Origin of the sequence: Streptomyces sp. NBC_00086 (assembly GCF_026343255.1) — a bacterium.
Classification (GTDB): Bacteria; Actinomycetota; Actinomycetes; order Streptomycetales; family Streptomycetaceae; genus Streptomyces.
In genome coordinates, this window is the sequence record NZ_JAPELZ010000001.1 from 3,415,736 (window position 1) to 3,442,383 (window position 26,648).

General features: G+C 71.2%; 27 protein-coding genes and 2 pseudogenes. 9 read left to right on the forward strand and 20 right to left on the reverse strand.

Features of this window, described 5'->3' with window-relative positions; translation table 11 throughout:
* Positions 1-52: 52 nt before the first annotated feature.
* The gene (locus tag OG276_RS15145; RefSeq protein WP_266905728.1) at positions 53-1,675 is read right to left on the reverse strand and encodes an alpha/beta hydrolase; all 1,623 of its coding nucleotides are present in this window, start codon (positions 1,673-1,675) and stop codon (positions 53-55) included.
* A gap of 453 nt (positions 1,676-2,128) precedes the next feature.
* Positions 2,129-3,976: a long-chain fatty acid--CoA ligase gene (locus OG276_RS15150; protein WP_266912826.1), complete on the reverse strand. Its 1,848-nt coding sequence runs from the start codon at positions 3,974-3,976 to the stop codon at positions 2,129-2,131.
* A gap of 282 nt (positions 3,977-4,258) precedes the next feature.
* Between OG276_RS15150 and OG276_RS15155 the strand changes: the two genes are divergently transcribed.
* The gene (locus OG276_RS15155; protein ID WP_266905729.1) at positions 4,259-4,906 is read left to right on the forward strand and encodes a DinB family protein; all 648 of its coding nucleotides are present in this window, start codon (positions 4,259-4,261) and stop codon (positions 4,904-4,906) included.
* A gap of 15 nt (positions 4,907-4,921) precedes the next feature.
* Here the strand turns inward: OG276_RS15155 and OG276_RS15160 are convergent, their stop codons facing one another.
* Positions 4,922-5,554, reverse strand: a complete 633-nt coding sequence (locus tag OG276_RS15160) for a hypothetical protein (protein ID WP_266905731.1) — start codon at positions 5,552-5,554, stop codon at positions 4,922-4,924.
* Between the two features lie 187 nt (positions 5,555-5,741).
* The gene (locus tag OG276_RS15165; protein WP_266905733.1) at positions 5,742-6,335 is read right to left on the reverse strand and encodes a CGNR zinc finger domain-containing protein; all 594 of its coding nucleotides are present in this window, start codon (positions 6,333-6,335) and stop codon (positions 5,742-5,744) included.
* Positions 6,336-6,474: 139 nt separating this feature from the next.
* Between OG276_RS15165 and OG276_RS15170 the strand changes: the two genes are divergently transcribed.
* On the forward strand, positions 6,475-7,755 hold the full coding sequence (locus OG276_RS15170; protein WP_266905734.1) for an MFS transporter: 1,281 nt from the start codon (positions 6,475-6,477) through the stop codon (positions 7,753-7,755).
* Here the strand turns inward: OG276_RS15170 and OG276_RS15175 are convergent.
* A complete protein-coding gene (locus OG276_RS15175; RefSeq protein WP_266905736.1) occupies positions 7,752-8,156 on the reverse strand; it encodes an SgcJ/EcaC family oxidoreductase in 405 nt (134 codons plus the stop codon). The two genes, OG276_RS15170 and OG276_RS15175, sit on opposite strands and share 4 nt — an antisense overlap.
* A 355-nt stretch (positions 8,157-8,511) precedes the next feature.
* Between OG276_RS15175 and OG276_RS15180 the strand changes: the two are divergent.
* Both OG276_RS15180 and OG276_RS15185 read left to right on the forward strand, forming a co-directional pair.
* Positions 8,512-9,156 (forward strand): annotated as a pseudogene (locus tag OG276_RS15180) (MerR family DNA-binding transcriptional regulator).
* Positions 9,157-9,235: 79 nt separating this feature from the next.
* A complete protein-coding gene (locus tag OG276_RS15185; protein WP_266905738.1) occupies positions 9,236-9,814 on the forward strand; it encodes an O-methyltransferase in 579 nt (192 codons plus the stop codon).
* A gap of 105 nt (positions 9,815-9,919) precedes the next feature.
* Here OG276_RS15185 and OG276_RS15190 read toward each other — a convergent pair whose 3' ends face one another.
* The 6 genes from OG276_RS15190 to OG276_RS15210 form a co-directional block, all read right to left on the reverse strand.
* On the reverse strand, positions 9,920-11,320 hold the full coding sequence (locus OG276_RS15190; RefSeq protein WP_266905740.1) for a dicarboxylate/amino acid:cation symporter: 1,401 nt from the start codon (positions 11,318-11,320) through the stop codon (positions 9,920-9,922).
* A gap of 115 nt (positions 11,321-11,435) precedes the next feature.
* On the reverse strand, positions 11,436-11,543 hold the full coding sequence (locus OG276_RS40815) for a putative leader peptide (RefSeq protein WP_323182336.1): 108 nt from the start codon (positions 11,541-11,543) through the stop codon (positions 11,436-11,438).
* A gap of 199 nt (positions 11,544-11,742) precedes the next feature.
* Positions 11,743-12,054, reverse strand: a complete 312-nt coding sequence (locus OG276_RS15195) for a DUF4229 domain-containing protein (RefSeq protein ID WP_266905742.1) — start codon at positions 12,052-12,054, stop codon at positions 11,743-11,745.
* A gap of 108 nt (positions 12,055-12,162) precedes the next feature.
* Positions 12,163-12,687 carry a GNAT family N-acetyltransferase gene (locus tag OG276_RS15200; protein WP_266905744.1) on the reverse strand — a complete coding sequence of 175 codons (525 nt, stop codon included), beginning with the start codon at positions 12,685-12,687 and terminating at the stop codon, positions 12,163-12,165.
* 119 nt (positions 12,688-12,806) lie between these two features.
* Positions 12,807-13,970: an aminofutalosine synthase MqnE gene (mqnE, locus tag OG276_RS15205; protein ID WP_266905746.1), complete on the reverse strand. Its 1,164-nt coding sequence runs from the start codon at positions 13,968-13,970 to the stop codon at positions 12,807-12,809.
* 96 nt (positions 13,971-14,066) lie between these two features.
* A complete protein-coding gene (locus tag OG276_RS15210) occupies positions 14,067-14,522 on the reverse strand; it encodes an Lrp/AsnC family transcriptional regulator (RefSeq protein ID WP_243340137.1) in 456 nt (151 codons plus the stop codon).
* Between the two features lie 130 nt (positions 14,523-14,652).
* On the opposite strand from OG276_RS15210, the gene OG276_RS15215 reads away from it, so the two are divergent.
* Positions 14,653-14,787, forward strand: coding sequence for a hypothetical protein (locus tag OG276_RS15215; RefSeq protein ID WP_266905748.1), 135 nt, complete (start codon positions 14,653-14,655; stop codon positions 14,785-14,787).
* Here OG276_RS15215 and OG276_RS15220 read toward each other — a convergent pair.
* The gene (locus tag OG276_RS15220) at positions 14,784-15,470 is read right to left on the reverse strand and encodes a UbiX family flavin prenyltransferase (protein WP_266905750.1); all 687 of its coding nucleotides are present in this window, start codon (positions 15,468-15,470) and stop codon (positions 14,784-14,786) included. The two genes, OG276_RS15215 and OG276_RS15220, sit on opposite strands and share 4 nt — an antisense overlap.
* 94 nt (positions 15,471-15,564) lie before the next feature.
* On the opposite strand from OG276_RS15220, the gene OG276_RS15225 reads away from it, so the two are divergent.
* Entirely contained in the window at positions 15,565-16,197 is a 633-nt protein-coding gene (locus tag OG276_RS15225; RefSeq protein ID WP_266905752.1) for a rhomboid family intramembrane serine protease, read from the forward strand.
* Here the strand turns inward: OG276_RS15225 and OG276_RS15230 are convergent.
* The 4 genes from OG276_RS15230 to OG276_RS15245 form a co-directional block, all read right to left on the reverse strand.
* Positions 16,194-16,778 (reverse strand): Uma2 family endonuclease, encoded by a 585-nt coding sequence (locus tag OG276_RS15230; protein WP_266905754.1) that lies wholly within the window; start codon positions 16,776-16,778, stop codon positions 16,194-16,196. The genes OG276_RS15225 and OG276_RS15230 overlap by 4 nt on opposite strands.
* 78 nt (positions 16,779-16,856) lie before the next feature.
* Entirely contained in the window at positions 16,857-17,777 is a 921-nt protein-coding gene (mqnP, locus tag OG276_RS15235; protein ID WP_266912831.1) for a menaquinone biosynthesis prenyltransferase MqnP, read from the reverse strand.
* The gene (locus OG276_RS15240; RefSeq protein ID WP_266905756.1) at positions 17,777-18,244 is read right to left on the reverse strand and encodes a hypothetical protein; all 468 of its coding nucleotides are present in this window, start codon (positions 18,242-18,244) and stop codon (positions 17,777-17,779) included. The genes mqnP and OG276_RS15240 overlap by 1 nt, the downstream gene beginning before the upstream one ends.
* A gap of 256 nt (positions 18,245-18,500) precedes the next feature.
* The gene (locus OG276_RS15245; protein ID WP_266905758.1) at positions 18,501-19,958 is read right to left on the reverse strand and encodes a menaquinone biosynthesis decarboxylase; all 1,458 of its coding nucleotides are present in this window, start codon (positions 19,956-19,958) and stop codon (positions 18,501-18,503) included.
* A gap of 117 nt (positions 19,959-20,075) precedes the next feature.
* Here OG276_RS15245 and OG276_RS15250 point away from each other — a divergent pair, with 117 nt between their 5' ends.
* Entirely contained in the window at positions 20,076-20,375 is a 300-nt protein-coding gene (locus OG276_RS15250; protein ID WP_266905760.1) for a PLD nuclease N-terminal domain-containing protein, read from the forward strand.
* Between the two features lie 9 nt (positions 20,376-20,384).
* Here the strand turns inward: OG276_RS15250 and OG276_RS15255 are convergent, their stop codons facing one another.
* A complete protein-coding gene (locus tag OG276_RS15255; RefSeq protein ID WP_266905762.1) occupies positions 20,385-21,308 on the reverse strand; it encodes a LysR family transcriptional regulator in 924 nt (307 codons plus the stop codon).
* Positions 21,309-21,430: 122 nt separating this feature from the next.
* Between OG276_RS15255 and OG276_RS15260 the strand changes: the two genes are divergently transcribed.
* A complete protein-coding gene (locus OG276_RS15260) occupies positions 21,431-22,897 on the forward strand; it encodes an MFS transporter (RefSeq protein WP_266905764.1) in 1,467 nt (488 codons plus the stop codon).
* A gap of 12 nt (positions 22,898-22,909) precedes the next feature.
* Here OG276_RS15260 and OG276_RS40820 read toward each other — a convergent pair.
* A pseudogene (locus OG276_RS40820) lies at positions 22,910-23,086 on the reverse strand (cupin); the annotation flags it as partial.
* A gap of 145 nt (positions 23,087-23,231) precedes the next feature.
* On the opposite strand from OG276_RS40820, the gene OG276_RS15265 reads away from it, so the two are divergent.
* Positions 23,232-23,708 (forward strand): MarR family winged helix-turn-helix transcriptional regulator, encoded by a 477-nt coding sequence (locus OG276_RS15265; RefSeq protein ID WP_266905766.1) that lies wholly within the window; start codon positions 23,232-23,234, stop codon positions 23,706-23,708.
* A 67-nt stretch (positions 23,709-23,775) separates the two neighbouring features.
* On the opposite strand, the gene ccsB is transcribed toward OG276_RS15265, so the two are convergent.
* Positions 23,776-24,864: a c-type cytochrome biogenesis protein CcsB gene (gene ccsB, locus OG276_RS15270; RefSeq protein WP_266912833.1), complete on the reverse strand. Its 1,089-nt coding sequence runs from the start codon at positions 24,862-24,864 to the stop codon at positions 23,776-23,778.
* Positions 24,864-26,636 carry a cytochrome c biogenesis protein ResB gene (locus OG276_RS15275; protein ID WP_266905768.1) on the reverse strand — a complete coding sequence of 591 codons (1,773 nt, stop codon included), beginning with the start codon at positions 26,634-26,636 and terminating at the stop codon, positions 24,864-24,866. Before OG276_RS15275 ends, ccsB begins: the two co-directional genes overlap by 1 nt.
* Positions 26,637-26,648 lie beyond the last annotated feature (12 nt).

Consider the following 26,648-nt stretch of genomic DNA (forward strand, 5'->3'; position numbering starts at 1 on the left):
TGCCGCAGCCTTGGTGCTGTTGCCCCGTCGGGAGGAAGCCGTTTCCGCGGCCTCACTCCTCGGCGGGGCAGGAGCGCGTCCCGGACGGCAGCCGGCCGTCGATCAGGAAGTGGTCCACGTACCCCTGCACGCAGCGCGAGGCGACGTATCCGGTGTGGCCGTCGCCCTTGTAGTCCACGACCACGGTGTTGCCGAGCCGCTTCGCCGTCTCCTCCGTCCACTCGTACGGGGTGGCCGGGTCTCCGCGCGTACCGACGAGCAGGATGCGCGGAACCCCGGCGGGGCGGTCGATCCTGCGGATGAAATCGGTGCCGGCGGGGCGCCCGTAGCAGGCCAGCACCGTCATCAGCTGGCGCGGGCCGAAGATCGGCGAGGCGGCCAGGAAGACCGGCCGGAGCTCCGCCAGCTCCCGCGCGACGGCCGCCGGGGAGGCCTTGGCGTCGCCGCGGTCCGGGTCATCGGCGCAGTTCACGGCGACGAGCGCGGCGGTGGCGTTGTCGGCGGGCACGGCGGGGAGGGCGTCGGCGTCGGGCTCCTCCCGGAGGGATGACGGGGGCGGAGGGGGAGGGGGAGGGGGAGGGGGAGGGGGAGGGGGAGGCGGAAGCGGTTCGTCCGGACCGCCGAGCTGCATCAGCCCCACCGGGTCACCGCTGCGCTCGACCAGCGCGAGGGCGTCCGCGAGGTCGGGCCAGGCCTTCTGCGAGTACAGGGCGGCCCCGATGGCGTCGGCCACGTCCTGCCCGGTGAAGCGCAGTCCGCCCTCGCCGGTCAGCGGCGCCGCGTCCAATCGGGTGATGAGGGCCTGGACCTTCTCCTTGGCGGTACGGGTGTTCGTGCCGTAGACGCAGCCCTGCCGGTGGGCGCACCAGACGAGGAAGTTGTCCAGCGCCCGCTGCTGGCCGACCGCCGACAGCAGGGCCTGCTCGCCGAGCGGCTCGGTAAGGGTGTCGACCCCGTCGAGGACCATCCGGCCGGTGCGGCGCGGGAACAGCGCGGCGTAGACCGCGCCGAGGCGCGTGCCGTAGGAGAAGCCGAGGAAGTCGAGCTTCTCCTCCCCGAGGGCCTGGCGCAGCAGGTCCATGTCGCGGGCCACGCTGACGGTACCGACGTACGGGAGCACCGGGCCGGAGTCCAGCGCGCAGCGCTTGGCTGCGGCGCGCAGGGCGGCGAGCTCCTCGGCGGGCCCGTCGGGGGCCGCGTCCCCGGCTCCGGCCGCTCCTCCACAGGTGAGGGGGGCGCTGTGGCCTACGCCGCGGGGGTCGAAGACGACGAGGTCGTAGCGCTTGTTGAGCTCCGCGAAGGCGTTGGGGTCGGCGGCGAGCGTGGAGACTCCGGGGGCGCCGGGGCCGCCGAAGTTCAGGACGAGGGAGCCGAGGTGTTTGCCGGTGGGTGCGGTGGCGGGGAGCTTGGCCACGGCTATCCGGACCGTTGCCTTGGCCGTGGCTTGGCCCTGGCCCTTGGCTTCGTAGTCGAGCGGCACGGTGAGGGTGCCGCAGCGCATGCCGGCGGGCACGGGCTTCTCGGGGCATGCGCCCCACTGGATCCGCGTACTCGCGGGGGCCGGAGCGGGGGCGGCGGCGAGGAGGGATCCGGCCAGGGCGGCGCCCATGGCTCCGGCGGCCATCCGGGTGCGGGCCCTCGAAGCCGAGCGGGAACGGGAACGGGAACGGTGCACTGCACCCTCCTGGAGCGGCCCCCCGGACCAGTGAGCCTCACCATAAGCGCGGCCCGCGCGGCCCGCTCCGCAGGCCCATCACCCATCCGGCCCCTTGACGCGTCGGCGCGTCACCGCTGCGCGGGGCCTGTCCCCTCCCCGCCCTTCCCCCGTTCCCCGAGCTGCGCCCGGACCCCCTGGGGCTCCGCCCCAGACCCCGCGCCTCAAACGCCGGCGAGGCTGGACTTGGCCGGCGCCTGCTCGGACCTGCGGGCAGTTCCGGCTCCGCCCCAGACCCCGCGCCTCAAACGCCGGCGGGGCTGGACTTGGCCAGCGCCTCAAACGCCGGAGAGGCTGGATTTGGCAGACGCCAGCTCGGACCTGCGGGGCATTCCAGCCCCGCCTGCGTTCGAGGCCCTGGGGCCGGCCCCAGGCGACGGCTCCGCGCGGAGCATGGCGGGTCGCCCCGGCCCGTCAGGTCCGGTACAGCGCGTCGATCTCCCGTGCGTAGTCCCGGACGATCACGCCCCGCTTCAGCTTCAGCGAAGGCGTCAAGTGGCCGCGCTCCTCCGTGAAGTCACCCGCCAGGACCGCGAACCGCCTGATCGACTCCGCTCGCGACACCAGCCGGTTCGCATCGTCCACCGCCCGTTGGAGGTCCGCCCGCAGGTCCTCGTCCCCGACCAGCTCCCTGATCGGGATGCCCGTCTTCTTGTGCATCTGCCGCCAGTGCTGGAGGCCCTCCGGTTCCAGGGTGATCAGGGCGGTGACGTAGGGCCGGTTGTCGCCGACCACGATGCACTGGCCGACCAGCGGGTGGGCCCGTAGCCAGTCCTCCAGGGGCGCGGGGGCCACGTTCTTGCCGCCGGAGGTGATGATCACGTCCTTCTTCCGCCCGGTGATCGTCAGGTAGCCGTCCGCGTCGAGCTCCCCGATGTCCCCCGTGTACAGCCACTGTTCCCCGCCCACCGCGATGCCGCTGTTCCAGTACCCCGCGAACACGTGCGGCCCCCGCAACAGTACCTCCCCGTCGTCCGCGATCCGTACCGCCGTCCCCGGCAGCGGCCACCCCACCGTGCCCAGCCGGGGCCGCAGCGGCGGGGTGACGGTCGCGGCCGCGGTCGTCTCCGTGAGGCCGTAGCCCTCGAAGACCTCGATGCCCGCGCCCGTGTAGAAGGCGGCGAGGCGCCGGCCGAGCGGGGAGCCGCCGCTGAGGATGTACCGGACGCGCCCGCCCAGTGCGGCCCGGATCCGCCGGTACACGAGCGGTTCGTAGAGGGCCCGGGCCACCCGCAGGCCGAGCCCCGGCCGCTTGCCCTCCACGACCGCGATCTCTCCGAGGCTGCGCGCGATCCGCGCCGCCCGGTCGAAGGAGGAGGCCCGGCCCATCTTCTCGGCCGTCGCCCGCGCGGTGTTGTAGACCTTCTCCAGGACGTACGGGATCGCCAGCAGGAACGTCGGCCGGAAGCCGGCCAGGTCCGCGAGCAGGTCCTCGCTGCTGATGCTCGGCGCGTGCCCCAGCTTCACCCGCGCCCGCATGCAGCCGACGGCCACCATCCGTCCGAAGACGTGCGACAGCGGCAGGAAGAGCAGGGTCGAGGCCGGGTCCTTGCTGACCGACTTGAAGACGGGGTGCAGCAGCTCCACAGAATTGTCGACCTCGGCGAAGAAATTGGCGTGCGTCAGCACGCACCCCTTGGGCTGGCCCGTGGTCCCGGAGGTGTAGATCAGCGTCGCGACGGACTCGGGCGCGCACCCGGCCCGCCGGGCCGCGACGACCTCGTCGGGCACGTGCTCCCCGGCCTTGACCAGCCGGGCCACGGCCCCCGTGTCGAACTCCCAGAGGTGGCGCAGCCAGGGCAGGTTGGCCCGTTCCGAGCTGATGATCCGCGCCTGCACCTTGTCCTCCACGGCGCAGGCCACGGCGCCCGAGTCCTGGATGATCCAACGCGCCTGGATCGCGGAGGAGGTCGGGTAGACCGGTACGGTGATCAGCCCGGCCGCCCAGCCCGCGAAGTCCAGCAGGGTCCACTCGTAGGTGGTCCTCGCCATGATGGCCAGCCGGTCGCCGGGCCGCAGCCCTTCGGCGATCAGCCCCTTCGCGACGGCGAGCACCGCCCCGGCGAACTCGGCTGCGGTGACGTCCCGCCAGGTCCCGTCCGGCTGCTTGCGCGCGAGTACGGGCTCCCTCGGCGCCTCCCGGGCATTGTCGAAGGGGATGTCCCCGAGGGATCCGCGGACCGGCACCGGCGCCAGCGGGGGCACCCACACCTCACGAACCCGGCCCTCGATCACGGTCTTGACGGGCTCGACGGCCTTCAGCGGCTTGTGTGGCTGGGCGACCCTCACCAGGCTCGATTCGGCGGTCACGGCATGCCTCCCTGGCAGGACGGAGTGTTACCGCCGGTAATTTACTTAGCGGTAACCAGCCTGAACACCCCTGTGCCCTCCTTTTCACCGATGCTCCACGCCACGCCACCCGCACCCCCACCTCACGCCCACGCCGCCCGAGCCCTTGGCGCCGGCCCTGCCCCCTGACGCTCGGGCTCACGGGTGCCGCGTAAACCCGATGCCCGAAGATCACCCGTCCGGAAGACTGCTTCCATGACCACACAAGACCCCGCCACCACCCCAGCCCCAGGGCCGGCCGCAGACCCCAAGGCGGACCTCCACTTCTACCTCCGGTCCGCCCGTGAAGCCCTCCTCTGGAAGCTGGAAGGCCTCTCGGAGTACGACGCCCGCCGCCCCCTGACGCCCACCGGCACCAACCTCCTGGGCCTGGTGAAGCACGCGGCCACCACGGAGCTGGGCTACCTCGGCGACACCTTCGCCCGCCTCTCCGGCGAACCCCTCCCCTGGGTCGCGGAGGACGCCGAACCCAACGCGGACATGTGGGCCACCCCGGACCAGTCGCGCGCGGACATCGTGGCGCTCTACCACCGCGCCTGGGCGCACGCGGACGCGACGATCGACGCACTCCCGCTGGACACGATCGGCACGGTCCCGTGGTGGCCGAAGGACGACAACGAGGTCTCGCTGCACCACGCCGTGGTCCGCGTCATCGCCGACACCCACCGGCACGCCGGCCACGCCGACATCCTCCGCGAGCTGCTGGACGGCGCGGTGGGCATGCAGCCGGCCAACAACGGCCTCCCCCAGGCCGACCCGTCCTGGTGGAAGACCCACCACGACCGCCTGGAGCAGGCGGCCCGGGACGCCGAAGCGATCGACCGGGACACCCACCCCGCCTAGGCCGTCACTTTCACATCAGGCGGCCTTCTTGATCAGGTCGACCTGGAGCGTGGCCATCCGCAGCGCGCTGCCGTTGTCCTCGCTCACGCTCGCCAGGACGTACGCCACGACATTGCCGACGCGCATGACGACGTCGGTCCTGTTCCTGCCGTTGGTGAACGCCTCGGTTTCGTCCGCGCCGGCCGCGAGCTTCGTCGGCTGGGGTGCGGGCTCGCGGCTGGCCATCTTGGCCGCCAGACCCTTCACCGCGGCGCTCGCGGCTTGTTGCGAATCGAAGGAGAAGAGGGTGAACTCGGCCCTGTCGCTGCTCGCGTCCCCCCTCACCGCGGCCTCCTTGTGGCCCGCGGCCACCACCCCGTTGCACGCGGTGCCGGTCTCTTCGGCGCAGGCTTGGCGCGCCCGCTCCCCGTCGATCACGGCCAAGTCATCTCCGACCCAGACGTCACCCAGGGCCTCATTGGTCGGGAGCGCCGACCAGAGCTGCGGCACGGACAGCGTGCCGGACTTCTTCTTGCCCTTCTCGCCGCCGCCTCCGATTCCGACGACGCCTACGGCCGCACCCGCATCGGCGTCCCCGCCACCCCCACAACCGGTCAGCGCCGCCATCAGCGCCACCCCACACACGGTCCCCCGCACGACGGACTTCACCCTGAACTCCCAACTTTTCCGCACATCTTGAAGATCCCTACTTAATCACCCGGGGCCCGTCCGACCTGCTCCGGGATGGGAAGGGGGCGCCACGGAGGCGGAAGCCGGGGGCGGGAGTGGGGAGTCGGGAGTCGGGACACGCCACCCCCGATCGAGTGCGCGCGAATGCCCCGTGGGTGACGGACCGTCAGGACTGGAGGCCCTTCGCCTTCTGCCGGGCGTAGTAGGCGCGGGCGCGGTTGCGGTCGCCGCAGTCCTTCGTGTCGCACCAGCGGCGGTTGCGCCGCGGTGACGTATCGAGGTACACCCAGCCGCACTTGGCGTCTTCGCATTGGTGGAGGCGGTCGAGGTCCTCGCGCTGGGTGAGGGTCACGAGCCCGCGGACGATGCGATCGCGGGGCGTACGGAGGCCTGCCTCCCGGTCCTGCCACTGCCAACGGCGGCCCATGCGGACCAGGTCGGCTTCGGCGATCGCCGCCCGGTACATGCTCGCGAGGTCCGCGGCGGCTTCGGGATCGCCGTCGAAGAGGACTCCGTAGGCCCTCTCGCGGGCTTCGACGACCTGCTGCCGCTCCCGCTCGGCCAGGGCGCCGTCCCGGCCGGCGAGGTCGTGCAGCACCGCGGCCTCGTCCGCGCCGAGCAGGTCGGATTCGACGCACCACTCGACGACGTCGGAGTAGGCCTTCAGGGCCTCGGTGCGTTCGGGTCCGCCGAGCCGCCAGGCAACGGTGTTCACCAGGTCGAGCATGCGGTCGCCCGCGATGTGGCCGAACCTCACCATCAGCTCCCCTCGCCGGCTAAGGCGCTCGTGCCCGCGAGGCGACTCTCATGGGCAAATCCATTATTGCATGTGAGGTGATCTTCTGGGCATCATGCCCAATCAGGCAATCACCCATGAGGTCATCACGAGGAGGACGACCGTGTCCGTGACCGCCCCCCGACCGTTCACCGCACTGTGGGCGTCCCAGGCGTCCTCGAACCTCGCCGACGGGGTGCTGCAGGCAGCCGCACCGCTGCTCGTCGCCACGCTGACCCGCGACCCGCTCGTGGTGGCGGGCATGACGGTGGTGCAGTTCCTGCCCTGGCTGCTCGCGACCCTCCCCGCCGGCGCCCTGGCCGACCGCATGGACAGGCGCCGGATCCTCGTCCTGGGCAACGGGCTGCGCGCGGCGGGCTTCGCGCTGCTCGCCCTCGCCCTGGCCGGCGGATGGCACCACGTCGCCCTTCTCTACGCCGCGGTGTTCATCGCCGGCTGCGCCGAGACGATGGTCGACAACGCCGCCCTGGCCATCCCGCCCCGGCTCCTGCCCCGCGAGAAGCTGGAGCGCGCCAACGGCAGGCTGTTCGCCACGCAGTCCGTCATCAACACCTTCATCGGGCCGCCCGCCGGCGCGGCGCTGTTCGCACTGGCCGCCTCGGCGGCCTTCTACACCGGCGCGACCGCCTTCGCACTCGCCGGCCTGGCGGCCCTGCTGCTGCCCGCACTGCGCCCCACCGGCAAGGAACACGAGCACCAGCGCTCGAACCCGACCACCCTCACCCAGGACATCCGCTCCGGATGGACCCACTTCTGGGGCCACGAACTGCTGCGCCGCGTCGCGTTCATCTCGGCGGCGATCAACTTCTTCGGTGCGGCCACCGGTGGACTCCTCGTCCTGCTGATCACCGGCCCGTACCACCTGGCCATGTCGGGCTACGGCCTGTTCATCGCCGTCCCCGCAGCCGGCGCGATCGCCGGCTCGCTGCTCGCCGAAAAGGTCGTACCCCGCATCGGAGGCGGCCCCACCACCTGGCTCGCCGCCCTCGCCCCGGCCGCCGGCTACGCCGTCCTCGGGCTGGGCCACAGCACACCCCTGGCCCTGGCGGCCATGTTCGCCGCCGCCCTGGCCACTTCACTGAACCAGATCGTCGTCAGCACCCTGCGCCAGGCGGCGGTCCCCGACGAGCTCCTCGGCCGCGTCACCGCCGCCTACCGCCTCATCGTCCTGGGCGTCGTCCCCCTCGGAGCCCTCGGCGGCGGCCTCCTCGCACGCGGCCTGGGCCTCCGCGCCACCTTCCTCGCCGCAGCCGCCGGACTCGCCCTCGCCGCGATCCCCCTCGCCTCCCGGGTCACCACCCAAGGCCTCCGCGACGCGGAAACAACCCCCTCGGCGCCGCAACCGTCGCCCTCCGCCTCCTCGCCGGATCGACGGGCAGGCTAACCGGCGACGACCCCGGTGTTCTGGCAGGCGGTGAGCAGCCAACGGCCGTCGTCCTGCTTGGAGATCACGTACAGCGGGGCGCCCTCGCCCTCCTCGCCCGGAGACAGGTACCGCTGGCGGACCTTGACCGCCGCGACGTCGGGGCGGATGAAGAGCACGTGGGCCACCTCGTAGGTGACCTCACCGTCCCAGTTCGCCGCGGGCAGGACCTTGCGGGTGAACTCCGAGATCGCGTCGAGCCCGATCAGGACCTTGCCGTGGGCCGTCGTCCAGATCGCGTCCGGGTGAAAGAGGCCCAGGAACTCCTCGGGGTCCTTGTTCCGCTGGGAATGCTCGACGGTGGCGACGAGCCGGCCGATGGCTTCGATGTCTGCCGCGTGGTGCGTGGATTCCGTGGTCATGTGAATGATCGTCACACCTCAAGCCCGCTTGAGGTCAAGTGCGCGATCGCATCACACCACGAGCCCGACCGTCAGGACCCTCCAGCGGTGCGGCGCCGGCGCGCCGGTCACCCCCGGCCTCGCCCCCACCCCCGTCCGGCGCCTTCCGCAGAACCCACCAGATGGGCAGAACGGCCATCCCCGCCGCTGCCACGATCCACTTCCGCTGATCCAACACGCCACCTCCGTAACGGACTTCGGGGCAGCCTAGCGCCACGACCGGCCGTGGGTCACCGTGTCGGCGGCGGAGCCCAGCGGCCCTCGACCCTCACGTGGCGTCAGGCCGCATGGTCGTGGCGTGGAAGATCACTGGACCGTGGGACGCGTGGCCGAGCGGGCCGGCGTGAGCGTCCGTACGCTGCACCACTTACGACGCGATCGGGGTCGTGCGGCCCCCGGCGCGGACCGCGGCCGGATACCGGGCCTACGCGCCGGGCGACGTGGAACTGCTGCGGGAGGTACTGGCCTACCGGCGCTTGGGCCGCGGATCGCCGCGCAGATCTGGGATGCGCACCACTGGGGGGATCCGCTGGCGGGGTTCCGTGAGATGCGGCGCGTGGCCCGCCGGGTGGTGGTGCTCACCTTCGATACCGACGAGCCGGGATGGCGGGACCGCTTCTGGCTCACCCGCGGCTACCTGCCCGAGTTCTCCGCCGTCCTCGCGGACTTTCCCCCGCTCGCCGGGATGGCCGAGGCGATCGGCGCCCGCGCCGAGCCGGTGCCCGTCCCCCGGGACTGCGCCGACGGCCTGTTCGAGGCGTACTGGCGCCGGCCTGAGGTGTACCTGGAGGAGCACGTGCGCCGTGCGATGTCGGTGTGGACCAGGGTCGGGCCGCAGGCCGAGCAGCGGGCGGTACGCAGCCTCCGCGACGACCTCGACTCCGGCCGGTGGGCCGAGCGCAACAGCGAACTCGTCGGCCTCGACGCGGTGGATCTGGGCCTGCGCCTGCTCACTGCGTGAACCCCGCCCCAGCGGCCGACCACCCCGACGGCGCCTGCCGGGCCTTGCCCGGCAGGCACGACCCTCGCATGATCACCGCATGGACGATACGCCGAACCAACTCCCCTCCACCCTCCCCACGTTGCGCGCCAAGGCGGTCGAGGCGGGCTTCACGATGTCGAGCGAGGACCGTACGGGCAGCTTCCTGGCGGCCCTTGCCGCGGGCCGGCCCGGGGCCCGGATCCTGGAGCTCGGCACCGGTACGGGCGAGGGCGCCGCCTGGCTCCTCAGCGGCATGGACCGCGCCTCCCGCCTGACCACCGTCGAACTCGACCCCGGCGTCCAGGCCATCGCCCGGGAACAGCTGGACGCGGATCCGCGGGTGACCTTCGTGACCGGAGACGGCGGTACGTGGCTGGAGGAGTTCGACGGGCCTCCCTTCGACCTCGTCTTCGCCGACACCTGGCCGGGCAAGTTCACCCACCTGGACCGGGCCCTGGAACTCGTCGCTCCCGGCGGGACCTACCTGATCGACGACCTCCTCCCCAAGCCCGACTGGCCACAGGACCACGAGGCCTCCGTCGCCCGCCTGCTGGCCGAGCTGGACGAGCGCAAGGACTTCCGCTGCGTCCGCCTGGCCTGGGCCAGTGGCCTGCTGATGGCGGTACGCACAACCTGAGCCGACCGCCCGCGATCCGGCCGCCCACCGGCACCCCGCGCGTGCCACAAAGCCGCAGCCCCCGCCCGGACGGGGGCGGGGGCTGCGGCGGTTGGGTGGCGGGGCTCAGGCGGTGACGAGCACCTTCGCCGGGTCGGCGTCGGCGTCGGCATCGGCGTCCGTGGACGCGGGCTTCACCGGGGCCGGCTCGTCCAGCAGGGACGAGGAGGCGGTCGCGTAGGCCGCCTTGTCCAGGATGCCTTCACGGGCCGCGACGATGACCGGGACCAGCGCCTGACCGGCCACGTTGGTGGCGGTGCGCATCATGTCCAGGATCGGGTCGATCGCCATCAGCAGGCCCACGCCCTCCAGCGGGAGGCCCAGCGTGGAGAGGGTCAGGGTCAGCATGACCGTGGCGCCCGTCAGACCGGCCGTGGCGGCGGAGCCGATGACCGAGACGAAGGCGATGAGGAGGTAGTCGGTGATGCCGAGCTGCACACCGAAGATCTCCGCGATGAAGATCGCGGCGAGCGCCGGGTAGATCGCGGCGCAGCCGTCCATCTTCGTGGTGGCGCCGAACGGGACGGCGAAGGAGGCGTACTCCTTCGGGACGCCGAGGCGCTCGGTGACCTTCTGGGTGACCGGCATGGTGCCGACGGAGGAGCGGGAGACGAAGGCCAGCTGGATCGCCGGCCAGGCGCCCTTGAAGAACTGGAGCGGGTTGACCTTGGCGACGGTCCACAGGAGCAGCGGGTAGACGCCGAACATCACGAGCGCGGAGCCGACGTACACGTCGACCGTGAAGGTGGCGTACTTGCCGAGCAGGTCCCAGCCGTACGTGGCGATCGCGGTGCCGATCAGACCGACGGTGCCGATCGGGGCGAGGCGGATGACCCACCACAGGGCCTTCTGGAGCAGCTCCAGAACGGACTCGGCGAGGTTCAGCACCGGCTGGGCCTTGCTGCCGAGCTGGAGGGCGGCGATACCCGCGACGGCGGCGAGGAAGACGATCTGCAGGACGTTCAGCTCGGTGAACGGCGTGATGATGTCGGTCGGCACGATGCCGGTCAGGAAGTCCAGCCAGGACCCCTCGCGCTTCGGCAGCTTGCCGTCCTGCGGGGTGAGGCCGGTGCCGGAGCCCGGGTTGGTGAGCAGGCCGATGGCGAGGCCGATGGCCACCGCGATCAGCGACGTGACCATGAACCAGAGCAGCGTGCGGGAGGCGAGCCGCGCGGCGTTGTTCACCTTCCGGAGGTTGGTGATCGACACCAGGATGGCGAAGAAGACGAGCGGGGCGACGGCCAGCTTCAGGAGCTGGACGAATATGTCGCCGATCTGCTCCAGGGTCGTACCGAGCCAGCTGATCTCCTGGCTGCGGGAGACCCAGCCGAGCAGAACGCCGAGCACGAGGCCGGTGACGATCTGGGCCCAGAAGGGGAACTTGAACGACGAGGACTTCTTCGCCGGGGCGGGGGCCTCTACGGGGGCCTCGGCGGCAGGGGTCTGCGGTGACGCGGACACGGACACTCTCCGGGTGGTTCTGCGGTTTCTGCGGTGGGGTGGTGGTGCGGTGCGGCAGCACCCGGAAAAGCCAAGAGCCGGGCGGGCGGGACCGCTGCTGTGCCAGGGCTGGTCGCGGGACTCAGCGACAGCAGCAACAGGCCGCGGACGCGCGGCGGCAGAGGTCGACGTGCAGGCGCGCCACGAGCGGAACGCTCGGGGTCATCTGGTGCGCGGCTGTCGTCAACATGTTGAACACGCTAACACTTCACCTTTGGGAATCTCAAAGCCTCCCTTTGGGTCAACTGGGCCGCCGCAGGCCCGAAACCCCCCGAACCCCCCGGTGGACCCCCCTGAGAAACGCCGAAAGCCCCGGCATCACGGGTGGCGAACCCGGTGCCGAGGCATTTCGGTGTGTGATGAAGCTAACTGCCTTGCCAACTGCCTTGCTAACTGGCGCGCGCGGCCTCGTCGACCGCGTCGTCCTCCTGGCTGCGGTTCGCGGCGAGCTTGTCCTTCGCGCCCGCGACGCGTCCGGCGATGACCGCGGACATCTCGTCGCGCTGCTTGCGCAGCAGCACGAAGGAGAGCGGAGCGGAGAGCACGAGGGCGAGCAGCACGACCCAGGCGGGGTTGGCGTCACCCAGACCGGAGGGCACCCAGCCCAGCCGGACCAGACCGGCGACGAGGACGAGGCACCCGACGAAGATCCCCAGGCGCATCGCGGTGTATCGGATCGTCGCGCTCGGCTTGAGGGACACGGTGACCCCTTCTCTCTCGTCGTCCTACGGCGGTACGTGCCCGTCCAGTGAAGCACGCCGGACCCCCTCCCCGGCCCGCCGGGGTCGCGCCCCGCGGGGTCCCGCAGGTCAGTACAGCGGCAGCAGCATCGTGATGTCGTCGCGGTCGTCACCGGGGGCCACGCGGACCGCGCCGGGGACGCGGCCGACCTCCTTGTAGCCGCAGGACTCGTAGAAGCGTTCCAGGCCCATCCCGCCCCGGCAGCCGAGGCGGATCGCCTCGATGCCCTCCATCGTGCGGGCGGCGTCCGCGACGGCCTCCATCAGCGCGCGGCCGGCGCCGTGGCCCTGGAGGGCGGGGTCGACCATGACGGTGTAGACCCAGACCCAGTGCGCGTCGAGCTGCTGCCGGTTGAGCGCGATGACGGCGGTGGCGCGCACCCGCCCTGCGGCGTCCCGCCCGACGAGCAGCCGACTGCGGCCCTCGGAGGCCGCGGCGAGGTGCCCGTCCAGTTCGGGGCGGATGTCCTCGATGGTGACGGGCGGTACGAAGCCCACCGCGCCACCGGCGTTGGACACGTCGGTCCAGAGTGCGGCGAACTCCTCGACCAGGGCGGGGTCGACGACCGGATCGAAGGCGTAAGTAAGGGTCATACTGTTAGTTTAGCTATTACTTGATGGAGTGCGCAAAGAGCCCCGGCCCCCCGCCAGGGGGAACCGGGGCCACACAGCACAGCACGGCGCACCGGACGCCAGGCGTCAGGCGTCAGGCGTCAGAGCCGCATCGCCTGCGGCGTCTCGCGGAGCTCCGCGTCCGGGCCGGGGTACTCGCGGATGATCTCGTAGCGCGTGTTGCGCTCGACCGGGCGGAAGCCCGCCTCGCGGATCAGTTCGAGCAGGTCCTCGCGGCCCAGCTTGTTCGGGGTGCCGTAGTTGTCCGCGTCGTGCGTGATCTTGTACTCGACGACCGAGCCGTCCATGTCGTCCGCACCGTGCTGGAGGGCGAGCTGGGCGGTCTGCACGCCGTGCATCACCCAGAAGACCTTCACGTGCGGGACGTTGTCGAAGAGCAGGCGGGAGACCGCGAAGGTCTTCAGCGCCTCGGCGCCCGTCGCCATCGTCGTGCGCGCCTGGAGCTTGTTGCGTACCTTGCCGTCCTTCATGTCCACGAAGTCGTGCTGGTAGCGCAGCGGGATGAAGACCTGGAAACCGCCGGTCTCGTCCTGCAGTTCGCGCAGCCGGAGCACGTGGTCCACGCGGTGGCGCGGCTCCTCGATGTGCCCGTAGAGCATCGTCGCCGGGGTCTTGAGGCCCTTGGAGTGCGCGAGGCGGTGGATGCGCGACCAGTCTTCCCAGTGGGTGCGGTGGTCGACGATGTGCTGGCGGACCTCCCAGTCGAAGATCTCGGCGCCGCCGCCGGTGAGCGATTCCAGGCCCGCGTCGATCAGCTCGTCCAGGATGTCGGAGGCCGACATGCCGGAGATCGTCTCGAAGTGGTGGATCTCGGTCGCCGTGAACGCCTTCAGCGAGACGTTCGGCAGCGCCTCCTTCAGCGCGGAGAGCGAGCGCGGGTAGTACCGCCACGGCAGGCTGGGGTGCAGGCCGTTGACGATGTGCAGCTCGGTGAGGTTCTCGTTCTCCATGGTCTTGGCCAGGCGAACGGCTTCCTCGATGCGCATCGTGTACGCGTCCTTCTCGCCCGGCTTGCGCTGGAACGAGCAGTACGCGCACGAGGCCGTGCACACGTTGGTCATGTTGAGGTGGCGGTTGACGTTGAAGTGGACGACGTCGCCGTTCTTGCGCGTGCGCACCTCGTGGGCGAGGCCGCCCAGCCAGGCCAGGTCGTCCGACTCGTAGAGGGCGATGCCGTCCTCACGAGTCAGCCGCTCGCCGGAGCGAACCTTGTCCTCCAGCTCACGCTTGAACCCAGCGTCCATGCCGGTCCTCTCCTCTGTCCTCATGCCTGCCCTGCCCGGTACGCGGCGCGGTACGCGCGCCCCACGACCGCGTCCCCAACCGTACTCTCAGCGCCCTCAGGCCTCCTCCGGCAGGCCCCCGACCCGGTTCTCCCACTTGGTGGAGAGCACGATCGTCGTGCGGGTGCGCGAGACGCCCTTGGTGCTGGAGAGCTTGCGGATGATCCGCTCCAGCCCGTCCACGTCACCGGCCCGGACCTTGAGCATGTACGAGTCGTCGCCGGCGATGAACCAGCAGTCCTCGATCTCCGAGAGGTCGCGCAGCCGGCGGGCCACGTCCTCGTGGTCCGCGGCGTCGGACAGCGAGATGCCGATCAGCGCCGTGACGCCGAGGCCGAGCGAGGCCGCGTCCACGGTCGCGCGGTAGCCGGTGATGACTCCGGCCGTCTCCAGCCGGTTGATCCGGTCGGTGACGCTGGGGCCGGAGAGGCCCACGAGCCGGCCCAGCTCGGCGTACGAGGCGCGTCCGTTCTCACGAAGTGCCTGGATGAGCTGCTTGTCCACCGCGTCCATGTACCTGGAACCTTCCATTATTCGGCATTCCCTCAAGTTTACGTATAGAATCAAAGGCGCACAGGGTCGACACCCTGTGAATCTTTCAACAGATCAAAGACGATCTGACAATCTTCAGGAGTGGTTCACCGTGTACACGATCGAGATGGCCTACGCGCACATGCGACAGCTCCAGGAGCTGGCCAACCGATCCCGCACCGACCAGCCCGTCGCCGCGCACCGCGTCGACAAGATGCGCAAGCCGGGGCGCGCCAAGAAGCGCTAAGCGCCACCGCTTGCCTCCCGGGGACGGGAGCCTCCGAGCTCCCCTTCCCACCGGCGGTACAGCCCGTGCGGCACCCCTGCCGCGTCGAGCACCCGCCCCGCGACGAAGTCCACCAGATCCTGGATGTGCGTCGCACCCGCGTAGAACGCCGGAGAGGCGGGCAGCACCACTGCGCCCGCCTCGTCCAGGCTCACCAGATGCTTCAGCGTCTGCCCGCTCAGCGGGGTCTCGCGAACCGTCACCACCAGCCGTCGCCGCTCCTTGAGCGTCACGCTCGCGACCCGCTGGAGCAGGTCCTTCGACAGCCCGAGCGCCACCCCGGCCACACAGGCCGTGGACGCGGGCACGATCAGCATCCCCAGAACCGGATACGAGCCGCTGCTCGGCCCGGCCGCCAAGTCGCCCGCGGGCCAGTAGCGCACGCCGTCCAGGTCCGGGCGCGCGAAGGTCGCGGGCTTGCCGTCGGCCCCCCGCTCCAGCCACTCCCCCAGGTCTTCCCGCCAGTGCGCGTCGCGGAAGGCGATCCCGGTCTCGTCCAGCAGGGTCAGCCGGGACGCCCGGCTCACCACCAGGTCCACGCTCTCGCCCGCCGCCAGCAGCCCGCGGATCACCGCGGCCGCGTACGGCGTCCCGGACGCCCCGGAAACCCCGACCACCCACGGGGTGCGCTTGCCCTCAGTCATACCTCCGAGACTATCCGGCCACCGCCGACGGGCACTGACTAAGGTGTGCGCACGTTCAAGGGGTGGACACGGCGGAGCAGGGGGCAGGGGCGTCATGAGCGGAAGCGGCGGGAGCGGAACCGGTACGGGCACCAGCGCGGGCACGGGCCGGTGGAGCCGGACCGGCCGGGTCACGGCGGCGGCGAAGCTGATGCTGGGCTGGGTGGCCCTGCTGTGGCTGATCGAGGCCGTCGACCACGCCACCGGCCACGCGCTCGACTCCTACGGGATCACCGCGCGGGAGGCCGACGGGCTGAGCGGGATACCCCTGGCGCCCTTCCTGCACTTCGGCTTCGACCACGTCGCCTCCAACAGCGTCCCGCTGCTGGTCCTCGGCTTCGTCACCGCACTGAGCGGCATCGGCCGCTTCCTGGCCGTCTGCGCGGCCATCGTCCTGGCCGACGGCTTCGCCGTCTGGCTGATCTCCCCGCCCCACAGCATCACGGCGGGCGCCTCCGGCCTGATCTTCGGCCTCTTCGGCTACCTGCTGATCCGCGGCTTCGTGGAGCGCAGCCCGCTGGGCGTCGCGGTCGCCGTGGTCATCGCCGCCGTCTGGGGCACGACCTTCCTGGCCGGAGCCCTCCCGACGGACTCGATGGTCAGCTGGCAGGCCCACCTCTTCGGCCTCCTGGCCGGCGCGGCGGTCGCCCTGATCGCCCGCCCCCGACCGGAGGTCGCGGCGCTCTAGCCCGCGGCGCCGGGGTCGACGGGGAGGGCCGACGTGTCCAACGAGACCTCGCCGATGCCGGTACGCACGGTGACCTTCTCCCCGTACGGGAACACGTCGCGCCCCCGGTAGCCGTCGGGCCCCGGATTCCAGAGGGTCGTGCACTGCGCCTTGTACGGGTCGAGGATCAGGTAGTACGGGATGCCGCGCCGCGCGTAGGCCCGGTCCTTGACCTCGTAGTCGTTGCGCACGCTGCTCGGGGAGACGACCTCGATGACGAGTTCCACGAGGTCCGGCGGGTAGGCGCTGAGGTTCTTGTCCGCCTCCACACCGGGGATGACGGCGAGGTCGGGACAGAACTCGTTGTCTCCGTCGAAGGGGACGGCCACGTCGCTGATGAACCCCCACTCCGGCGGAATCTGGTCTTCCAGCGTGTTCCACAGCAACCGGATGGTCCTGGCGTGGTGCGGCTTCAGCGGACTCATCACGATGGCGCCCTCGACAATCTCCATCCGGTAACCGGGGAACATGTCCTCGAACCGGCTGAGCTGTGAGTGCAGGCGCTTGGTCTCCGAGACGGTCACGTCGGCCTCCCTGTCCATGCACTCGATGGTATGCCGCACGCTAGCCACCGGGGCAGGGCGCGAACCGCCGGTTCAGACGGGGCACACACGATCGAGCTACAGCGACAGTCCCCGCACCACCAGGTCCAGCAGCGCGCACACGAACAGCGCCATCCCGATGAAGCCGTTCACCGTGAAGAAGGCGCGGTTCAGGCGGGACAGGTCGTGCGGGGTGACGATGGTGTGCTCGTAGACGAAGGCCGCCACGACGATCAGCAGGCCGAGCCAGAACGGCCAGCCCGCGTCCGTCGCCACCGCGTACCAGGCCAGCAGGCCCGTGGTGACGACGTGTGCGCCGCGCGCGCCCCACAGGGCGGCCGGGATGCCGAAGCGGGCCGGGACGGACTTGACGCCCTCCGCGCGGTCCGCGGCCACGTCCTGGCAGGCGAAGATCAGGTCGAAGCCGCCGATCCACACGCCCACCGCGAGGCCGAGGATCACCGCGTCCCAGGACCACTCGCCGGTGATCGCGATCCAGGCACCGACCGGGCCCATCGCCTGGGCGATGCCGAGGATGGCGTGCGGGAAGTTCGTGAACCGCTTCCCGTACGGGTACACCACCATCGGCACCACGGCGACCGGCGCCAGCATCAGGCAGAGCGGGTTCAGCAGCGCCGCCGAGCCGAGGAAGACGGCCAGGGCGATCCCGGCCCCGGTCCAGGCGGAGCGGACCGAGACGGCGCCCGTCACCAGCTCGCGCCCGGCGGTCCGCGGGTTCCGCGCGTCGATCTCCCGGTCGATGATCCGGTTGGCGGCCATCGCGAAGGTCCGCAGCCCCACCATGCAGACGGTGACGAGCAGCAGCTCGACCCAGTGCATCCGCTCGTCGAGCGTGTACATGGCGGTGAGCGCGGCGATGTAGGCGAAGGGCAGCGCGAAGACCGAGTGCTCGATCATCACGAGCCGCAGGAACGCCTTGACCTTGCCGTTGGCCTGCGGCGCGGGACCGGATCCGACGACCTCGTCGGCGGTGGTCATCATGCGAGGGTTCTCCGGAAGTCTTCGAGGTCCGACAGCAGGTCTGCCGTGGGGAGCGTGCCGAGCTCCAGGGTCCACGGGCCCGCGTCGTGACCCTCGGGCGGGGTGACGTGGGCGGTCAGCTGCCAGGTGGTGGGAGACGGGCGCGCCTCCAGGCGCAGGAAGTTCCCGGCCTCGGCGGTGAACGGCTCGCCCGCGACCAGGGCGCGCTGGAGCTGCTCCGCGAAGTCGTCCGCCTCGATGTCCCGCGCGCCGGGCAGCTCGAAGCCGTCGCCCTCGCCGTCCTCGTCGAGCATCAGCGCCCAGACGTTGCCGGGGCCGGCGAACTCTTCCGGCGAGACGCCCGCCTCCGCGGCGGCCTCGCGGACGCCCGGGTCGGCCGGGTCGAGCTCCGGACGCACCAAGGCCACGTAGACCTCATCTGTGCCGATGAAGAGGGCGGGCCCTCCCGTCTCGATGTCGCTCACTGGGAGCCTCCTAGGGCAGAAAATGCCGTTTTGCCCCCAGGGCAGAACGCCACCGGGTAGCGTGCGTGTCGTGCGTTGCGAGAACCAAGCGCGTACAACGTGTCGCGCGAGAACCAAGCCGGCACGGCAACCTCCACAACTGCATACACCCGGGCTGGTTTCAACCCGGCTGGTGTTGATCGCGGAAGACTCGGTCGCTCGCTGAGCGACCGAGCGGCGTGAGCCAGGAATCCCCTTTCTTCGGTCAGGGGAGGATTCAAAGTCCGTATTCCTTCCAGCGGCGGTCCACGAGGGCCGCCGTTGTTGGGTCGGACTCGACCATGTCAGGCCAGCCGCCGTCGCGGGTGTAGCCCTCCGTCGGCAGCTTCTTCGTGGCGTCGATGCCCGCCTTGCCTCCCCAGAACTGCTGGTAGGAGGCGTGGTCCAGGTGGTCCACCGGGCCCTCCACGACGGTGAGGTCGCGGGCGTAGTCCGTGTTGCCGAGCGCGCGCCAGGAAACCTCGTGGAGGTCGTGGACGTCGCAGTCCTTGTCCACCACGATGATCAGCTTGGTCAGCGACATCATGTGCGCGCCCCAGATGGCGTGCATGACCTTCTGCGCGTGCTTCGGGTACTTCTTGTCGATCGAGACGATCGCGCAGTTGTGGAAGCCGCCCGACTCGGGGAGGTGGTAGTCCACGATGTCCGGGACGATGATCTTCAGCAGGGGGAGGAAGAAGCGTTCCGTCGCGCGCCCCAGCGGGCCGTCCTCGGTCGGCGGGCGGCCGACGACGATCGACTGGATCAGCGGACGCTTGCGCATCGTCACGCAGTCGATCGTCAGCGCGGGGAACGGCTCCTGCGGGGTGTAGAAGCCGGTGTGGTCGCCGAAGGGGCCCTCGGGGAGGGTCTCGCCGGGCTCCAGCCAGCCCTCGATGACCACCTCGGCGTTGGCCGGGACCTGGAGCGGGACCGTCTTACAGTCCACCATCTCGATCCGCTTGCCCGCCACGAACCCGGCGAACAGGTACTCGTCGATGTCGCCCGGCAGCGGCGCGGTCGAGGCGTACGTGACGGCCGGCGGGCAGCCGAAGGCGATCGCGACCGGCAGCCGCTCACCGCGCGCCGCGGCCACCGCGTAGTGGTTGCGGCTGTCCTTGTGGATCTGCCAGTGCATGCCGATGGTGCGCTTGTCGTGGCGCTGGAGGCGGTACAGGCCGAGGTTGCGCACGCCCGTCTCCGGGTGCTTGGTGTGCGTCAGGCCGAGGTTGAAGAAGGAGCCGCCGTCCTTGGGCCAGGTGAAGAGCGCCGGCAGCTGGTCCAGGTCCACGTCGTCTCCGGTGAGGACGACCTCCTGGACGGGCGCGGCATCGCCCTTCACCTTCTTCGGCGGCACGTGCACCATCGAGCCGAGCTTGCCGAAGGCCTCGCGGACGCCGATGAAGCCCTGCGGCAGCTCCGGCTTGAGCAGGCCGCCGATCTTCTCGCTGATCTCGGCGTACGACTTCAGCCCGAGGGCCTTCAGCAGGCGCCGGTCGGTGCCGAAGACGTTCATGGCCAGCGGCATCGCCGAGCCCTTGACGTTCTCGAAGAGCAGCGCGGGTCCGCCCGCCTTGTTCACTCTGTCGACGATCTCCCCGACCTCTAGGTACGGGTCCACTTCGGCCTTGATGCGCTTGAGGTCGCCCTCCCGCTCGAGGGCCCGGAGCAGCGAGCGGAGATCGTCGTAAGCCATGCGGGCAATTGTGGCATCCCCGCTCAGAGCCCGAACCGCGGCGGGCCCTCTACCCTGGAAGAGTCCACGGCGGGCCCGCCCGGCCCGCACCGTTCTTCTGGGGGTCGGTCCCACACCGTGCTGCGCTATCTGCCGTTCCTGCTGATCATCGCGCTGACCATCTACACCTTCATCGACTGCCTGAACACGCCGGAAGAAGAGGTCAAGCACCTTCCGAAGGTCGTCTGGGTCCTGATCATCCTGCTCTTCTCGATCGTCGGTCCGATCGTGTGGCTCTTCGCGGGCAAGAAGCGGGTACCCGGCGGCCCCGGCCGGCCGCGCCCGGGCCGCCGCACGTGGGTGGCGCCCGACGACAACCCGGAGTTCCTGAAGTCCCTGCGCGAGGAGCAGGACGAGAAGGACAAGGACAAGGAGTAGGGCCGGGTCCTACGGGGCTCCCGCGCCCGGCCGCGCCGGCGCCCGCTGCGCCGCCCGCTGCGCCGCCTGCGCGAAGGCCCGTACGGCGCCGGTGTCCTCGCCCGCGCGCCAGACCAGCCCGTACCCGACCGGCTCGGCGTCGGCCACCGGTACGTGGGTGATCCCGGGCCGGGCGTGGTAGGCCGCGGCGTGGGCCGAGGTCAGCAGGGCGCCCTGACCGGCCGCGACCAGCATCAGCGCCTCCTGCAGGTTCGTCACCTCCGGGCCGCGCCGGATCGGCCGGCCGCCCGGGGTGCGCGCCGGGGCCTGGTGTTCGCGCAGGTACGCGGGCAGGTCCCCGGCGACGCTCAGCAGCGCGACCCCCGCCAGCTCCTCCAGCGTCACGGAGTCCCGGGCGGCCAGCGGATGCCCGGCGGCCACGGCCAGCGCCCGCGCCTCGGTCAACAGCGCCGGCCCCTCCCCCAGATCGGGTTCGCGTACGGGGAACTCGGCGAAGGCCACGTCGAAGGCCCCGCCGCGCAGTTGCCCGTACGGGTCCGAGAGCGGCACCTCGCACACCTCGACGGTGATCCCGGGGTGCGTGGTGCGCAGGGCCTGCGCGGCGCGCAGGACGAGCTCGCCGGCGGGCGGGGTGGTGAAGCCGACGTGCAGCACCCCGTCGGCGGCGCGGGCCGTCGCCGCGGCCCGGTCCAGGGCGGCGGCGATCCCGCGGTGGTGGGGTTCCAGGTCGGCGCGGAGCTGGGCGCCGAGCGAGGTGAGGGCGACGCTGCGGCTGGTGCGCAGGAAGAGCGGGGCGCCGACGCGCCGTTCGAGGCGCTGCACCAGCTGGCTGACGCGGGCCCGGGAGAGCAGCATGCGCTCGGCGGTGCGGCCGAAGTGCAGTTCCTCGGCCAGGATCAGGAAGCAGTCCAGCTCATCGCGATCGGTAAGCATGGCTGAACGAACGTTGAGATCTTCGCCGTTGTTCCCGAACGGGCGGCAGGCGAGGGTGGTTGAGCCGGCAACTTCCCGCTCTTCCTTCCCTTGCTCCTCCTTCCGTTCTGCGAGGTCTCTCCATGGAAACCATCCGCGGGCGCCGACTCGGCGTCCTGCTCGTCCTGTGCGGCGCCATCTTCCTCGAAGGCATCGACGTCGCGATGCTGAACGTGGCCCTGCCGTCGATCCGCGCCGACCTCGGCCTCGAAACCGGCACGCTCCAGTGGGTGATGAGCGCCTACGTGCTCGGCTACGGCGGCTTCATGCTGCTCGGCGGCCGGGCGGCCGACCTCTTCGGACGCCGCCGGATGTTCATCGGCTGGCTGACGGTGTTCCTGCTCTTCTCCGGGCTCGGCGGATTCGCCACCGAGGGCTGGCAGCTGATCGCCGCCCGCTTCGTGACGGGGGTCGCCGCCGCCTTCATGACCCCGGCGGGCCTCTCCATCATCACCACCGGCTTCGACGAGGGCCCCCAGCGGGACAAGGCGCTGCTCGTGTACTCCGGCACGGCGGCGGCCGGGTTCTCCGTCGGGCTGGTCGCGGGCGGGCTGCTCGCCTCGGTGGGCTGGCGCTGGGTGTTCTTCGCTCCCGTGGCGCTGGCCGCGCTGATCCTGGCGGGCGCGCTGGCCTTCGTACCGAAGGAGGCCGGTTCCGAACGGGCCGCGCGCCGTGAGCGGGGCCGGATCGACGTGTGGGGCGGAGTGCTCGTCACCGCGGGCGTCGTACTGCTGGTCCTCGGCGTGGAGGAACTCGCGGCGCTGCCGGTGGTGGCGGGGCTGGCCCTGCTCGGGGCGTTCGCCCTCGTCGAGCGGCGCACTCCCGAGCCGCTGGTCCGGCTCGGCATCCTGCGCTCGCCCGGGCTGCTGCGGGCCAACGCGGCCGCGCTGCTGTTCTCGGCCGCGTTCTTCGGCTTCCAGTTCTTGGTGGTGCTCTACCTCCAGGAACTGCGCGGCTGGTCCACCCTGCAGACCAGCCTCGCGATGCTGGTGATCGGGATCGACGCGGTCCTCTCGCCGACCGTGGTGCCGAAGCTGCTGGCACGGTACGGGAACGGCCGGCTGATCTTCGGCGGCCTGCTGCTGGCGGCGCTGGCGTACGGGCTGTTCCTGCCGCTCGGCGCCGACTGGTCCTATCTGCTGATGCTGCCGAGCCTGATCCTGCTCGGCCTGGCCTTCGCCCTGGTCTACGGGCCGCTGACCATCGTCGCCACCGAGGGGGTCGCGGAGGAGGAGCAGGGCCTGGCGGGCGGTCTCCTCTACACCGCGTTCCAGTTCGGCGCGGCGCTCGGGCTGGCCGGGGTGACGGGGGTCGCCGCCGGCGCCGCCGACCCCCTGGAGGGGTTCCGGGCGGCGCTGATCGTCCCCTTCGTGGCGGTGCTGGTGGCCGCGGCCGTCAGCCTGCCGGGGCTCCGGCGGGGCTCACACCGCCCAGGGCAGGGGGCGGGTGCCCTCGGTGCCGGGTACGGAGACGAGGCCGTCGGCGCGCATGGCGACGTACACCTCGGTGTCGGCGAGGGCGTGGACGTGGCGCAGGAGGTCCGGGGGTAGCACCACGGCCTCACCTGCGGCGACCGTCTCGGTGCGGCCGCCGCAGGTGACGTCCAGGGCGCCGACGGTGACCGTCCAAACCTGCTCGCGGCTGACGGAGTGCTCGGGGCCGGTGATTCCGGCGGGGATGGCGGCGTGCCAGGTGCTCAGCTCGGCGCTGCCCCGGCTGGGGGAGGCGAAGCCGGTCATGGTCGCGTTCGGGGTGGTGATGACCTGGTCGGGGGACGGGGTGATGACGCGCACGGCGGGCCCTTCGCTTTCTCCGGCAGAGTGAGTCAAGCTGCTTTACTCACACGAGTAAAGCAGCTTGACTCACTTGTGTCACCATGTTTCCGTGACCGACCAAGACATCGCCGCACCGGACATCGAGCTGACCTTCCTCCTCGGCCTCGGCTTCCAGCTCCTTCTCGGCGAGTTCACCCGCCGCCTCGACGAAGCCGGGTACGCCGACGGCCTGCGCCCCCTGCACGGCATGGCCTTCCAGGCCCTGGGGCCCTCCGGCGCCACCGCGACGGAGCTCGCCGAGCGGCTCGGGGTGACCAAGCAGGCCGCCGGGCAGCTCGTGGACGACCTGGAGCGGCGCGGCTACCTGCGCCGCACCCCGCACCCCGAGGGAGGCCGCCGCAAGCTGGTGGTCCTGACCGAGGCGGCGACCGCCCACCTGGGGGCCGCCGGCCGGGTGCTGCACGCACTGGAGGCCGAGCTCGGCCGCGGCAGCGTCGACCTCGGCGCCCTGCGCACGGAACTGGGCCGCCTGGTCCACACCCTGAACGGGGACGGCCCCCTCCCGCCGCTGCGCCCCGCCTGGTGACGGAACGCCGGAGGGGCCGGGCCGCCTTTCGGCTGCCCGGCCCCTCCGGCGTTCCGTACGACCCGCGTCAGACGCCCGCGTACGAGTGCTTGCCGCTCAGCAGGATGTTCACGCCGTAGTAGTTCCAGATCCAGCAGGCGAACGCGAAGAGCGCGAGGTACGCGGCCTTGCGGCCCTTCCAGCCGGCCGTGGCACGGGCGTGCAGGTAGCAGGCGTACGCCACCCAGGTCACGAAGGACCAGACCTCCTTGGGGTCCCAGCCCCAGTAGCGGCCCCACGCGTCGCCGGCCCAGATCGCGCCCGCGATGATCGTGAAGGTCCACAGCGGGAAGACGGCCGCGTTGATGCGGTACGAGAACTTGTCGAGCGAGGCCGCCGACGGGAAGCGCTCCCAGACCGAGGTGGCGAACTTGCCCGGCTTGTCGCCGCGCGCGAGCTTCGCCTCGTAGGAGTCGCGGAAGAGGTACATGACCGCGCCGGCCGCGCCGATGTAGAAGACCGCGCCGCAGATGATCGCCGTGGAGACGTGGATCAGCAGCCAGTACGACTTCAGCGCGGGGACCAGCTGGTCGCTGTCGGTGTAGAGCACCGTGGTGGCGATGCCGAGGTCCAGCAGGACCGTGGTGACCAGGAACAGGCCGAGCCAGCGGACGTTCTTCTTCAGCGCGAGGAGCAGCAGGTACGCGCCGACGGCCACCGTGGAGAAGGTGATCGAGAACTCGTACATGTTGCCCCAGGGGGCCCGCTCCACCGACATCGCGCGGGCGACGACCCCGCCCGCGGCGAGGAGGAAGCCGAGGGTGGTCAGCGAGATCGCGATGCGCCCGTACAGGTCGCCCTGGACGGTGCCGCCGGCCGCGCCGGGGCCGTCCGGGACGTCACGGGTGCCGGAGGCGCTGCGCGTGACCACCTTGGGCTTGTCGAGGACGGCGGTGCCGGCCTTGCCCCGCACCTGGACGGCGGGGGCCGCGGCCGCGGCGGACGCGGGCCCGGAGCTGGTGAGCGCGGCGGCCGTACGGGCCACCTTGCTGCGGCTGCCGAAGATCCACTCGGCGATGTGGGCGAAGAAGGCGAGGGTGTAGACCGCCATGGACGCGTAGATCAGGTTGTTGCTGAGGTGAGCCAGACTCTCGTTGGCTGCGGCCGCGAGCTGCATCACGCGCGCTCCCCTTCGACTTCTTCGGCTTCTTCGGCAGGTTCGGGTTCGGGGTCGGTATCGGCGGCAGGTGGCGCGGGCGCCGCGCTCGGCGCCCGCTCGTGGAGCGCGCCGGCCAGGACCGCCAGCTCCTCCGGCACCTTGGCGGACTCGCTGCGGCCGAGGCCCGCCATCTCGACGACGGTCACGCCGTCCTCGCCGCGGACCGCACGCACCCAGACCCGGCGGCGCTGGATGAACAGGGAGCCCGCGAGTCCGGCGATGGCGGCGACGGCGCCCGCGAGGGCGAGGCCGCTGCCGGGCTGGTGGGTGATCGAGAAGGTCGCCCAGCGCTCGATGCCCTCGAACTTCACGGTGCCCTGGCCGCCGGGCAGTTCCATGGTCTCCCCGGGCAGCATCCGCTTGGCGAGCGGCTGGCCGTCCTCGGTCTTGAACTGCTGCATCTTGGAGGTGTCCAGCTGGTACACGTTCTGCGGCAGGCCCGAGTCCACCCCGAGGCTGCCGTGCCACGCGTTCAGCGCGAGCGCCGGGAAGTCCAGCTCCGGGAACTGCGAGAACATCGTGCCCTGGCCGGCGCCCGCGAAGGTCGGAACGAACATGGCGGCGAAGCCGAGCTGCGTCGTCTTCCCGTCCTTGTCCTTGTAGCCGTCGGTGACCTTGACGGCGCCGGTGGAGGTGAGGTTGCCGTCCTGCGGCAGCATCGGCACGGCGTCCTTGTAGACCACCTTGCCGGTGGAGTCGGTCACCGAGATGACCGGCGCGTAGCCGTGGCCGAGCAGGTAGACCTTGGAGCCGTCCACCTCCAGCGGCTTGTTGACCTGGATCTCGCGCTTCTCCGGCTTGCCGTGCGCCCCGTTGCTGAAGGTGACGTACGCCTTGAAGTCGCGCGGGGTGCCCTTCTGCGGTCCCGTGCGCTCGAAGGTGGCGTCGAACTTGTCCAGGGTGAAGGAGAAGGGCGGCAGGTCGTCAGGGTCGAAGAGGCCGCCGGCCTTGAAGTCGTCGTACTGGGTGAGCGTGTTCGAGAAGCCCTTGCCGCGCAGGACGAGCTTGCCGCCCTCGGACTTGAAGTACTGGCCCCAGGCGAAGGCGATCAGCATGACGATCAGCGCCACGTGGAAGATCAGGTTCCCGGCCTCGCGCAGGTAGCCCTTCTCCGCCGAGACCGATCCGGCGCCGGTCTCCGTACGGAAGCGGCGGCGGCCGAGCAGGCCGTGCGCGGTGGAGAGCACCTCGTCCGGGGAGACGTCCGTGCGCCACGTCGTGTACGCGGGCATCCGGTCCAGCCGCTTGGGCGCGGCCGGCGGCCGGCCGCTGAGCTGGCCGACGAACTGCCAGGAACGCGGCAGGATGCAGCCGATCAGCGAGATGAACAGCAGCAGGTAGATCGCGGAGAACCACACCGAGCTGTAGACGTCGAAGAGCTGGAGCTTCTCGGCCACGCCCACCCAGGAGGCGTGTTCCTTCTTCCAGGCGGCGACCTTCATCAGGTCGACCTGGTTCTGCGGGACCAGCGAGCCGGGGATGGACGCCAGCGACAGCATGAAGAGCAGGATCAGCGCCACCCGCATGGAGGTGAGCTGACGCCAGAACCAGCGGGCCCAGCCGAGCACCCCGATGCCCACGGGGCCGCCGGGGGCGTCCTCCAGGGGGGCGGTGGACAGCTGCGCGCCGGCGGCCGCCTCGGCCGTGGCTTCGGCTTCGGCGGAAGCGGAATCCTCGGACTCCGGGGCATCGTGCGGCGCCTCGGTGGACGCCTTGTCGGTCGTACTCATGTCCGTGTAGTC